Origin of the sequence: Gracilibacillus lacisalsi DSM 19029, from assembly GCF_000377765.1 — a bacterium.
Classification (GTDB): domain Bacteria; phylum Bacillota; class Bacilli; order Bacillales; family Amphibacillaceae; genus Gracilibacillus; species Gracilibacillus lacisalsi.
On sequence record NZ_KB898665.1, the window covers coordinates 319,338 to 332,520 of the forward strand.

The window sequence follows — 13,183 nt, forward strand, 5'->3', positions numbered from 1 at the left end:
TGAAATGTTAAAGTTCGAACCATCCCATGCATTAAAAAGATTACCGGAACAATTCTTTGCAAAGTTAGTAAAAACAACACAAGCACTAATAAAAGAAGGGCATGATGTGATTAACCTTGGCCAAGGTAACCCTGATTTACCAACACCTGATTTTATTGTTGAGGCACTACAAGAAGCTAGTACAAATCCTAAGTTTCATAAATACTCTCCATTTCAAGGGTACCCTTTTTTAAAAGAAGCAGTAGCTGACTTTTACCAAAGAGAGTATCAAGTAGATATTGATCCGAATAAAGAGGTTGCGATCATGTTCGGCTCTAAAACCGGACTGGTAGAAATTAGCCAGTGTCTATTAAATCCTAAAGAGAAGGTATTAGTACCTGATCCTGGCTATCCGGATTATATGTCAGGTATTGCACTAACTGATGCGATTCCTATCCATATGCCTTTAAAAGAAGAGAATCAATTTTTACCTAATTATCAACAGATTTCAGATGAAGACTTAGCAGATGCAAAGTTAATGTTCTTAAATTACCCGAACAATCCAACAGCTGCTACTGCAACGAAGAATTTCTTTGACGATACGATCGAGGTGGCTAAACAAAATCAGATTTGTGTCGTTCATGATTTTGCATATGGAGCGATTGGATTTGAAGAGGATAAACCACAAAGCTTCTTACAATCAGAAGGAGCAAAAGAGGTTGGCATCGAGATGTATACCTTATCGAAAACATTTAATATGGCTGGATGGCGGGTAGCCTTTGCTGTCGGAAATCCTTCAGTTATTGAAGCAATTGAATTGATACAGGACCACTATTATGTCAGTATTTTCGGTGCTATTCAATCCGCTGCGAAAACCGCACTAGACGAAGGCAAAAGTGCCATAGCGGAATTAAACCATACCTATCAGCAAAGAAGAGATGCCTTCTTACAACAAGCGGAGAAAATTGGTTGGCATGGCGGTACAGCAAACGGATCATTCTTTGTATGGATGCCAACTCCAAAAGGATATAACTCAGAATCCTTTGCAAACCTTCTATTAGAAAAGGCACACGTCGTCGTTGCCCCTGGAAATGGCTTTGGAGCTTCAGGTGAAGGATATGTCCGCATTGGGTTATTAGATGAACCTGACCGTTTACGTGAAGCGTGCGATCGGATTGGGAAGTTATCATTATTCTAATTCAATTAACCTTTCTTAATCAATTTATTGAATTACATTATCAAGTTAAAAAGTAAAATACATTACTAAGCAGATTAACAACAGCTAATCAATGAGCTGTTGTTCTTTTTTCATTATTTTAAGGTTGACTTTTCTCGGATTACAGATGTAATATTGTACTACAGTTGTAATCTTTGTAATGGAAAGGTGGAATACATACTTACAATTAAAGACTAATAATGGAGAAGATCAATATATGAAATTTATTCTAAAGGAAAGAAGGTATCATATGAGAAAAACCAATTACCAATCCAATATGGTCAAGTACTTATGTTACATAGTATTGTTAACTCTAACCATACTCACCGCATGCACAAATGCTGACAATAAAAGCGACACCGAGCAAACCATCCATAAAGATGAAGAGTTTGCCCAGCTCGAGGATGAATTTGAAACCCAACTCGGCGTCTATGCAATCGATACGGGTGAGAATCAAATCGTTGAATACAATCCCGATGAGCGTTTCGCCTATGCATCCACTTTTAAAGTACTAGCAGCAGCAATTTTGCTTAAGCAAAATGAAATCAAAGATCTTGAAGAAGTCGTTACCTACAGTAAGGATGACTTGGTTACTTATTCTCCGGTTACCGAGAACCATGTGGATACCGGAATGACACTGTTAGAAATTAGTGAGGCAGCTATTAGAAAAAGTGACAACACTGCTGGTAATCTATTACTTGAAGCATTAGGTGGACCTGATGAATTCGGGCAAGCCTTAATACAAGACCTCGGTGATGACGTTACAGAACCCGAACGATACGAAACCGAATTGAATGAATTCATGCCAGGGAATAAAAGTGATACCAGCACACCGAAAGTTTTGGCTACCAATCTGAAGAAAATCGCACTTGATGATTTCCTTCCTAATGATAAACGCGAGTTGCTTATGGATTGGATGAAAGGTAATGCGACAGGTGATAAACTAATACGTGCTGGCCTACCTGAAGAATGGATCGTTGGAGACAAAAGCGGGGCCGCAAGTTACGGCACAAGAAATGACATTGGCATTGTTTGGCCACCTGACAGAGAACCAATCATTATTGCAGTGATGTCCCGTCATGATACTAAGGATGCAGAATATGATGATGAGTTAGTTGCAAAGGCTGCTGGAGTCATATTTGATGCTGTAAAATAAAAATAAGGGCACACATGTCTAGCTAAACTGACATGTGTGACTCGACTTTTACTTTACTTCTCTTATGATCAGATTGGTACGTGCACTCTAATAGTTCACACACCAATTGTTAATCCGTCTCATCCATCGACTCATTAATCCATCAGGCTATTGACCTAGTGGTATAATTAAGATAATTAGTTAAACAACTTCGCGTTTAAGGAGATGAAATAAGATGTCGGTCCTCCACTTAGCTGTAAGCATGTTTTTATCTTCTTTCGTGGTCATTGTTATCATGCTGATCCGAAAGATATTTAAGAACCAATTATCATCCAAATGGCAATACAATTTATGGTTCATTTTACTGATTGCCTTAACCATGCCATTACTTCCAACAGATTTATTGGATGTTGGAACCAAGCTAACTTGGAATGGGAACCAAAACAGCATTCTGTCCTTGTCCAAGACCTCAACAGCAAATCTCGTAACAGACAGTGGAGGAAATTGGATGAAAGATTTATCAATTTCTGTCAACCGGTTTGACCTGACATTATTAAACCAACTCATCACCATTATATGGATGACGGGTATGCTGGTAATGATTGTTTTAACGATTCAGGCATGGATGAAACTGCAACGAATAAAAAAATCCACAAACATCATAGAAAATCCAGAGATTCAGAGATTATTCGAACAGTGCAAACAAAGACTCGATATTTCACAGAAACTTGTGTTAGTGATTTCACCGCTTATTAAGTCGCCACTGACATTCGGTATTTTCAAAACCTACATTATTCTGCCGCATGATGCTGAAGCATGGCTGTCCAAGGATGATTTGAAAAACATTTTGCTGCATGAATTAAATCACTATAAAAACAAAGACATTATTACGAACTACTTAGTTGTCCTGTTCCAGATCTTGTACTGGTATAACCCATTGATCTGGATTGGCTTCAGGGAAATGCGGATAGACCGTGAAATCGCCTGTGACAGTGCCGTTTTAAAAATGCTCGGTCAAGATCATTATGCAACATACGGTAACACAATTATAAAGTTCGCTGACAAATCCTTTCTTCAAGGTAAGTTCGCGATCGCTAGCCAGCTCACTAGCCCCAAAAAGCAATTAAAAAGAAGGATTGAAGGGATTGCAACTTTCACAACAGAATCAAAGCTTTTAAAACTAAAAAGCATCGTAATTTTTATACTGTTGGCGGGCATTGTCGTGTGTCAAGTACCAGTTGTTTCTGCAATGCCTTATGGTGAGGATCGGATCAATTTTGATAATAAGCAGACCGTGTATGAGGATTTAAGCACATTTTTCAGTGGATATGATGGTAGCTTTGTACTCTATGATTTGCAGAAAGCGCAATACCTTATCTATAATAAAGACAAAAGTGTGTTACGAGTTTCACCGAATTCCACGTATAAAGTATACAGCGCGTTATTCGCTTTGGAATCTGGTGTGATTACACAACAACATACCTCTCTGGAGTGGAACGAAAATACTTACCCACACGAAAGCTGGAACCAAAATCAAAATTTATTTACTGCAATGGAGAATTCCGTGACTTGGTACTTTCAAAAGCTAGACAAAAGAATAGGAAAAGAAAGAATCCAAGCAAATTTTCAAAAAATACATTACGGAAATCAAAATGTGTCTGGTGGAATAGAAGACTATTGGCTAGAATCTTCTTTAAAAATCTCACCTATAGAACAGGTTCAGACACTCAAAGACTTTTATACCAACCAATTTGGATTTAATGAGAAGAACGTTGAATTAATAAAAGATGCCATCAAGCTAGAGATGAAAGACAATGTAACACTATATGGCAAAACCGGTACAGGAACAGTCAATGATAAAAATGTAAACGGCTGGTTCATAGGATATGTGGAAACGAAAAGCAACACCTATTTCTTTGCAACCAATATCGAAAACGACCATCATGCTCAAGGCAGTATAGCTGCTGATATTACCAAATCCATCTTAAAAGAAAAAGGAATTTATTAAAAAAGCAAAGGCAGGGATTACAAGTGACGAATAAAATACCCACTATTTCAGAGTCTGAATGGGAAGTATTGAAAGTGCTTTGGCAAAAAGCACCGCAAACTGCAAATGAAATCATTTCGTCCTTGCCGGCAGAAACGAACTGGAAGCCGAAAACCGTACGCACCCTGTTAGATCGACTGTCCAAAAAAGAAGTCATCGGTGTTAACAAGGATCAGCGTGTCTATACATTCTATCCGCTTTATTCTCAGAACGAATGCCAGCGCGCCAAAACAGAGTCTTTTGTCAAACGATTCTATGATGGTACTTTAAAATCGATGCTCGTTCAATTTATGCAAGATGAGGATTTATCTGAAGATGATATTAAAGAGCTGCGAGCTATTTTAGATAATAAGCAAAAGAAAGAATAGTTAGACGCAACCTTGTTGATGTTTACTACCTATGAAAATGAGCGCATATCCTATTTTGGATTTGCGCCTGTACTTTATAGCTGTACTTTAATTCTGTAACAACTCGGCAGTGTCGGTAAGTAACACCTAAATTATCACTAACCCCTTATAACCTCTTCACACAGTAGTAAATCTTCCATTTCATTAACTTTATAGTCACCGTAAAACAGGAATATCACTCAGAAAAAACCATTTTTAAGTCAATCGTTAATCCTTTGAAGATGGAAATGGTTACTTGATCTTCATCTGTAAATAATTCAGGTCTACCAAACCTATGATTATCTTGGAGCATAAATACGCTGACTATTTTCTCTTGTGGTTCAACTAACCAAAATTCTTTCACACCTCCTTGTTCGTATTTATTAAATTTTTCAATTTTATCTTTTCTAGCTGTTGAAGTGGAAATAATTTCCATTACTAAATCTGGGCTTCCTATACAGCCACGGTCATCCAATTTTGTTGAATCACAAACAATCGTAATATCAGGCTCAAACACGTTTTGACTATCCTCTTCCTTCTGATTCTCTTGTTCTAGATTTAGTACCACATGAAAAGGGGCTGGATATACTTTGCACTTTTTGCCAACTAAATAATTCGCAATTTGGCGATGTAATTCCGATAAGATTTCCTGATGAAGTCTTGATGGTGTTATTTGCAAATAAGGAACTCCGTCTATAATTTCCATTCTTTCTTCTTCAGACCAGGACAAGTAATCAGCATAAGTATATGTTCGATCTTTTCTTAGTAATGTCACTTAAATCATCCTCACTTCAAGGATTTTTTATCAATTATACCATGTTAAGTCGACCTCTTCTCCAATTTCTTACTCACTCCTCTGCCATTTAAAAGAACCCCTTGACTACCGAGTCAAGGGGTTCACATCATTCATTAATTAGCAGTATTTTTTCTTCCTCTTACCGTTAAAAATACACCTAAACCTACAGCAATTAATAACAAACCTAATGCCAACCAATTATATTGATTCGTCGCAGTCTCTGGTAGCGTTTCTCCGTCATCTTCTGCTTGGTCACCATTGCTATCATCACCTGTTTCATTACCTGATGGATCCTCACTACTTGTTCCATCTTCGTCTCCAGAAGAACCATCGCCGCTTGTTCCATCATCTGCTACTTCAAAAACTCCATAGATACTGAAATGAGATACTTCTGCTATTACTTCTGCAGTAGAACTGTCAACACTTTCTGGAATGATTTCCTCTTGTGGTTCACCATTCTCATCAATATAGACAACTCTTAAGTTATCCCAATTTGTAACTTTTTCTGCGTCGACGCTAAATATTAAAGTTACTGGTGAATCAAAGCTAATAGCTTCACCATTAGATGTTAAGGAGAAATCATACAAGTCACTTACCGCATTTAGACTTTTCGACTTAATCGTTTCTGATACTTCTTCCAATTCAAATTCTATATCCTCTTTATCCTTCAGAATCGATACCGGAATTTTCACTTGGACATTATCCATTTGTAATACAATATAAGCTGTTTCTTCTAGCTGATCCACCACTTCTTTTTTGATAATCGTTTTCTTCGTGTCTACATTCGTTTGATAGACGTTATTTTCTTTCTCTAAATCGTCTACTTGACTAATAACATTGTCTTCCGTGTCCTCGTCCGATGAGCCATCTTCTCCATTCTCATCTTCATTGTCAGATGATCCATCACCTTCAGGGTTTTCATAAAGATCCTGCACTTCTCCTACTGAGAGTGCGATTCCATCATAAACACGAACTTCATCCATTAACCCTTTAAACGGTGTATCCCAAAAGTTCACGCCTAAACTAAATTGTGCATCTACAGTAGTAAAGACATCAGGGAAATTGCCATCCGAGAACTTCTCTTCCCCATTAATATATACTTTTGCTTCTCCTTCATTTACAGTAAAAGCAAAGTGTGTCCACTCACCTGCAGGGATAATCGAATCGGATACTGCATCATACCAATCATCGCCATTATGGGACCATACTTTGGTAACGCCCTGTGCATTTGGTACAAGGCTGATCCAATTATTTTCTGTTCTAGCGCCAAAAAAAGTTGTGGTGAATTCTGTTATTTCCTCTGGCTTCATCCATAGAGAAATAGAATATTGATCACTAGCAATTAAACCATCAGCCAACTTCAACCCTGATTCACCATCGAATTGTGCTGCCTGACCAACGATACCGTCCGTAAAGGTAATCTCTCCACCTGTATTATGAATACGATCACCAGTAACCGTAGCATCTTCTTTTTTACCAGAGCTATCTGATAATCCATCATTGAAATCATAAAAGGCTGATAAGCCGCCTTCCTCTTTTTCCGGAACAGTTACCGTTACAGTTAGTGTTTCCGCGACCTCTCCTAAAGTGATCGTCGCGGTCAAATCTACCTCGGCATCACCAGAACCAAATGCTGGTCTATTCACCGCTCCTTCCGTTGATATAACTTCAGGATTAGAAGATTCCCATGTGATTTCTGTTCCTTGTGTTGCCAATGTTGGTAAAGTAATATCTGATACTGCGCGTTCTGGGAGGCTATCACTTAATTCTTGCTTTACGCCATCTACAACTTCTTGATCGTCTTTACTTTCTACATGACTTCCCCAGATCACAACACCCTCACCTGACATCGCACTAAACGTCATAACCCATTCCTCAGATGTTGGATCATATTGACGAATGAACACGCCATCGTATGTTTCGTCATCAACTGTCAATTCCACTCTGTAATCATCATAGAGCTCCCATGTACCTGTAACAGCACCAGTGACAGTATGGTCTTCATTTAACTTGACCCAAGTTGATTCAGTTAACTCACCCGTAATTTCCTTACCATGGTTCAAATATTTATAGTCACCAACCACATCTGATTCTGAAACCGCTTCGATTTCTTCGCCAGCATAGTGATATGGTGTTGGTACTGGCCAGTCATTACTATTTTTAAACGTTTGGTGTACTCGAACTTGGTGCGTTTCTCCTTCTTGAGGAAAACGTGTATGTGTCACAATAAACTCTTTTCCAAGTTCATCATCAATTAAATAAGAATTGTGACCCGGCGCCATATATCCTGTACCGATTCCCGAACCTTCTTCACCAAAATCTCGCTTAAATAGGAAGTTCCCCATCATTTTATTACCAATTTCTTTATGGTCATCATTACCAGGGAAATTACCTACCCCGATATCAAAGCTTTCAGGAAAAACGGCTTCGTTAGCAGCTGCATCTACATAAGGACCGTCAATACTTTCTGATCTGAACTGTCGCATTTGATAGCCACCATCAGAAGCTAGTCCACCATAAGTAATATAGAGGTAATAATAGCCAGTTTCCTCATCATAAACCGCATATGTTCCCTCACCTGATCTTCCATAACCACCAGCAATCTTTGTACCATAGTATCTATCAATCATTCTACCATCTTCAGTTACTCCATCTTCACCAGGATAAATCGGCGTACCTGTTTCTTTATCCAATTCTAAAATAAACGTTCCACCAGACCATGAACCATAGGTCATATACAAGTCACCATTCTCATCATAGAGAATATTCGCATCGATCGCATTGGTATAGAGCGCATTGTTGAAGTCACCTTCTTCAGTGAAATAATCTGGATTGACTCCATCAATAATTCCCTCGTCAATAAGCTCCGAGAGATTAGTATTTTCCCAATGTTTATTCACATCACTATTGTTGTCATAGCTCTCGTAATTCGTAAAACCAGAATACATAATAGTGTCCGTATATTCATATGGACCTTCAATATCTTTTGATACCGCTATACCAATAGCTGAGCGGATATAAGTAGAAGAAACACTATAATATAGCATATAAGCACCTGTTGAACCATCTTCCCAAACATAGTCTTTGTTCCAGAAAATATCTGGTGCCCATACAGCATAGCCTCCAGAACTATCAGCATCATCTTCCCCAGCCCATTCAAATGACTCTGCTAGATTAGAAGATAAGTCACCATAGATAGGGTTATTCTCCGGGGTTTGATATTCTCGGTCCACTATAGAATTCCAGTTACTTAAATCATTTGATTTAGCAACCGCAATATGTGAACCAAACACATAATAAGTACCATCGTCCGCTTTAATAATAGATGGATCATGTACAGAAGCACGGTCAAAATTTATTGATTCAGAATCATCTTGCTCATCACCAAGAACGGTTGTCGGTATGATGATCATCAATAAGAGACCAACCATTGATATTTTTTTCACAAAACTTATCATTATTGTTTTCCCCTTTCGTCAACTCGTTTGTAAGCGTAGTCATTTTTTCGAATTTAATTAAAGTCTGGGCAATTTTGGCGAACTACTAACATTCAGTTAAATGCATGAAGATAATTTATGATTTCTGTTAGTAGCTATTCTTCACTTTTTGGTTAACCTATGTTAAATCAGCCATCCCTCCTTTATTTGTCACACATTTATAAATCGCTTACAAAACCATTCACCAATAAGATTACTATAAATATATTACTTACTCAATAAATATCTATTAAAAAAATAAATTTATTAATGAATTAGGATAATATTATCAGATTAATTACCCTATGCATTTATCAAAAGGGGTTTATAATCTTTTTACCTAATCCGAATATACTTGAGGATATTATGAGATAATCTCTACTTATCGTTTTTTCACCAAAAAGGACATGGCATAATAACTTGTCCCACCGATAACCTAAGAAGATAACTTGACTAGTTTAAAGCTCAAAAATCAGGGGATGAATTATCTAGCAAATGGGGAGCAAGAGTAATGTAGATGAATCAAATTCCGATATAGATTTTATTTATCCTGCTATTGCAGTATTAGCCAAATGAATTGCTCCTGATCACATTTTGGTTAGCGATCTAAATGAAATGATGCAAGACGGCTATGATTTAATCGAAGCCCAACAAGATGAACAAGCATGTTGAACTCTTGCTTTAATAAGTGCTTCGCTTCCTGGGATTCTTGTTTCTATTCCTTGGATATAACCATTTTCCCCAGAGAAATCAATACTTATGTCACAGCTCCATTAATGAATAGCGAACACAAACTGAAACTTCTTACAGATACACATGCACTCGAAGTATCAAATAGGAATTTGATGAGAGTTTTATGATTTAGTACCAATTTAGTGTTCAGGAAGCTTCATTTTGGTACTAAAACCTGTTTTAAGTACCATTTTAGTTAAATGATTTCTATTTTTGGTACTTATTTGACTATTTAGTACCATTTTGACTTTGTACGTTTAATTTTTGGTACTTAAATTAAAACTATATTCATCCCCTAAAGTTTCAGAAAGCGAAATGGTCAGTTATAGCCGTTGACTTGCAGTAGCTATCTCTGTTTTTTCAAATCAATCTTTTCCTAGTTACTTATTTATAAAAAGTTGTAATACCAAGGGTTATATACATTCTATCCTTAAGAAAAAGACACCCTTATTCTTCAAGGGTGCCTTTCGCTCTTTATAATTTTGCCCCATTATTCTTAATCACGTCTTGATACCAATAGAACGATTTTTTCCGACTTCTATCTAATGTTCCATTCCCTTCATCATCTTTATCGACATAGATAAACCCATAACGCTTAGACATTTCACCGGTTGAGGCACTTACTAAATCAATACAACCCCAAGCAGTGTAGCCCATTAGATCGACACCGTCTTCGATAGCTTCAGCCATCGCAGCGATATGGTCACGCAAGTATTCAATGCGATAATCATCTTGAATCGAACCATCTTCTTCTACTTTGTCATAGGCGCCTAAGCCATTTTCGACAACAAACAGTGGTACGCGATAACGATCATATAACTGGTTTAAGGAAATTCGTAAACCGATCGGATCGATTTCCCAGCCCCAGTCACTAGCTTTCAAGAAAGGATTACGAACACCTGACATTATATTACCGTCCGCACCCGCTTGATCCGATTTATCTAATTTTTCGGTACGAGACATGTAATAACTAAAGCCAATATAATCGACGGTATGTTCTTTGATTAATTCTAAATCGCCTTCTTTCATATCTAATTTAATATTATTTTCTTTAAAGTAGCGATTGATAAATGCTGGGTATTCACCGCGAACTTGAACATCTGCACAATAATAATTAAACAAGCGTTCTTCTTCTAAGGCGTACATCACATTTTCAGGGTTGGAGTCATAAGAGTAAACCGGTGCATAAATAATCATACAGCCAATTTGTGCATCTGGAATGATCTCATGACAAGCTTTCACCGCTAAACTACTTGCGACAAATTGATGGTGAAAGGCTTGGAATGTTGGTGTATATTTATCTTCTTCCTTTTCAATAGAAAAACCTAAGCCCATAATTGGCATCACTAACCCACTATTGATCTCATTAAAGGTCATCCAATATTTCACTTTATCTTTATATCGATTAAAAATTGCTTGTACATAACGCTCGAAGAAAGTTACCACCTCACGACTTCTCCAACCACCATAATTCTTCACTAAATTTACTGGCATCTCATAGTGCGAAATCGTTACAACCGGTTCAATCCCATGCTTGTGCAACTCATCAAATACGCGATCATAGAAAGCAAGACCTTCTTCATTTGGTTCTTTTTCATCGCCTTTTGGAAAAATACGAGTCCAAGCAATCGACATACGGAATACTTTAAAACCCATTTCAGCAAATAACGCAATATCTTCTTTGTAGCGATGGTAAAAGTCGATTGCTTCATGGTTAGGATACGTATATTTTTCCTTATCGATTTCAAAATTAAAGCCTGGTTCTTTCAAAATATTTAAACGTCCTTTCCCACCTGGTAGGACATCTGCAATATTTAATCCTTTATTACCTTCATAAAAGCCACCTTCGATTTGATTAGCGGCGGTTGCTCCACCCCACAAGAAATTTTCAGGGAATGGATAGGTTTTATTAGTCATTATGTTGCCTCCTTAATCTAGATTTTCTCCATTAGATTCAATCACTTGCTTATACCAATCAAAACTTTGCTTCTTAGTTCTGTTCAACGTTCCTTTTCCTTCATTATCACGGTCTACATAAATATAGCCATAACGTTTTTTCATTTCACCTGTTGAAGCACTAACAATATCAATCGGTCCCCAACTTGTATAGCCAATGATTTCGACACCATCCTTCAATGCTTCCCCCATTTGTTTGATATGCTCACGTAAATAAGCAATCCGGTAATCATCTTTTATTTGATTATCTTCATCCAATTGATCAATCGCACCTAAACCATTTTCTACAACAAATAACGGCTTTTGATAACGATCATATAGTTGGTTAGCGGTAATACGGAAACCTTTCGGGTCAATTGTCCAGCCCCATTCAGAAGCTTCCAAGTATGGATTGGTAATCGAATCAAATACGTTTCCACCTGTCTTATCTTTTAATACTTCTGGATCTGTACTCGTAGCACGAGAACTGTAATAGCTAAAGCCAATATAATCGACGGTATATTTGCTTAACAATTCCTCATCATCCGCTTCCATCTTAAGCTCAATATTATTTTCTGCAAAGAAGCGCTTCGCATAACCTGGATACTTACCACGAGACTGTACATCAATAAAGAAGAACGATTCTCGATCTTGATCCATCGCTTTTTGGATATCATCAGGGTTACAAGAATACGGATACGTCATACCAGCTGCCAACATACAACCTATTTGTGCTTCAGGAATGATCTCATGACCTGCTTTAACAGCTAAAGCACTTGCAACTAATTGATGATGAGCTGCTTGATACATGACTTGCTGTTTGTCCTCGCCTTCTTTAAAGATAAGACCTGCCCCAACATATGGTAAGTGCAACAACATATTAATTTCATTAAAGGTTAACCAATACTTCACTTTATCTTTGTACCTAGTAAAAACGGTTCTGGCATACTTCTCAAAAAAGTCTACTACTTTTCTATTTTTCCAACTGCCATATTCTTTTACCAAGTGAACAGGCACATCAAAATGGGCCAATGTCACCACTGGTTCAATACCATATTTGTTTAATTCATCAAACACATCATCGTAAAATTGTAATCCAGCTTCATTAGGTTCTGCGTCATTTCCATTTGGAAAAATACGTGCCCATGAAATAGATAGACGAAAGGATTTAAAGCCCATTTCTGCAAAAAGGGCAATGTCTTCTTTATAGCGATGATAGAAATCAATCGCCTCATGAGACGGATAGAATTCATTTTCTTTTGGTCTATAGCTTTCCACTTTCCCTAACATCATCGGAAAACGATTTTCTCCTGTTGGTAAAAGATCAACCGTTGTTAATCCTTTTCCGCCTTCTAAATAAGCACCTTCTACTTGATTAGCTGCTACAGCTCCACCCCAAAGAAAATCTTTTGGAAATTTATTTATCATCATTCAGTCCCCCCATTACTATGTGAAAAAGGAGCCTTTGACAGCCCCTTTCC

Annotated in this window: 8 protein-coding genes; 4 read left to right on the forward strand and 4 right to left on the reverse strand. The window is 37.5% G+C overall.

The window, feature by feature from the left end:
• Nucleotides 1-4 precede the first annotated feature (4 nt).
• The 4 genes from D569_RS0108270 (at nt 5) to blaI (ending at nt 4,745) form a co-directional block, all read left to right on the forward strand.
• Nucleotides 5-1,177: a pyridoxal phosphate-dependent aminotransferase gene (locus tag D569_RS0108270; RefSeq protein WP_018931950.1), complete on the forward strand. Its 1,173-nt coding sequence runs from the start codon at nt 5-7 to the stop codon at nt 1,175-1,177.
• 268 nt (nt 1,178-1,445) lie between these two features.
• Nucleotides 1,446-2,351: a class A beta-lactamase gene (gene bla, locus D569_RS0108275; protein WP_026287265.1), complete on the forward strand. Its 906-nt coding sequence runs from the start codon at nt 1,446-1,448 to the stop codon at nt 2,349-2,351.
• Between the two features lie 214 nt (nt 2,352-2,565).
• The gene (locus tag D569_RS0108280) at nt 2,566-4,338 is read left to right on the forward strand and encodes a BlaR1 family beta-lactam sensor/signal transducer (protein WP_018931952.1); all 1,773 of its coding nucleotides are present in this window, start codon (nt 2,566-2,568) and stop codon (nt 4,336-4,338) included.
• A 23-nt stretch (nt 4,339-4,361) separates the two neighbouring features.
• Entirely contained in the window at nt 4,362-4,745 is a 384-nt protein-coding gene (gene blaI / locus D569_RS0108285; RefSeq protein ID WP_026287266.1) for a penicillinase repressor BlaI, read from the forward strand.
• 214 nt (nt 4,746-4,959) lie between these two features.
• Here the strand turns inward: blaI and D569_RS0108290 are convergent, their stop codons facing one another.
• The 4 genes from D569_RS0108290 to D569_RS0108305 form a co-directional block, all read right to left on the reverse strand.
• The gene (locus tag D569_RS0108290; protein WP_018931954.1) at nt 4,960-5,538 is read right to left on the reverse strand and encodes a Uma2 family endonuclease; all 579 of its coding nucleotides are present in this window, start codon (nt 5,536-5,538) and stop codon (nt 4,960-4,962) included.
• 134 nt (nt 5,539-5,672) lie between these two features.
• Nucleotides 5,673-9,017 carry a LamG-like jellyroll fold domain-containing protein gene (locus D569_RS22700; protein WP_018931955.1) on the reverse strand — a complete coding sequence of 1,115 codons (3,345 nt, stop codon included), beginning with the start codon at nt 9,015-9,017 and terminating at the stop codon, nt 5,673-5,675.
• A gap of 1,224 nt (nt 9,018-10,241) precedes the next feature.
• On the reverse strand, nt 10,242-11,684 hold the full coding sequence (locus D569_RS0108300; protein WP_018931956.1) for a glycoside hydrolase family 1 protein: 1,443 nt from the start codon (nt 11,682-11,684) through the stop codon (nt 10,242-10,244).
• Between the two features lie 12 nt (nt 11,685-11,696).
• The gene (locus D569_RS0108305) at nt 11,697-13,133 is read right to left on the reverse strand and encodes a 6-phospho-beta-glucosidase (RefSeq protein WP_018931957.1); all 1,437 of its coding nucleotides are present in this window, start codon (nt 13,131-13,133) and stop codon (nt 11,697-11,699) included.
• Between the last annotated feature and the right edge of the window lie 50 nt (nt 13,134-13,183).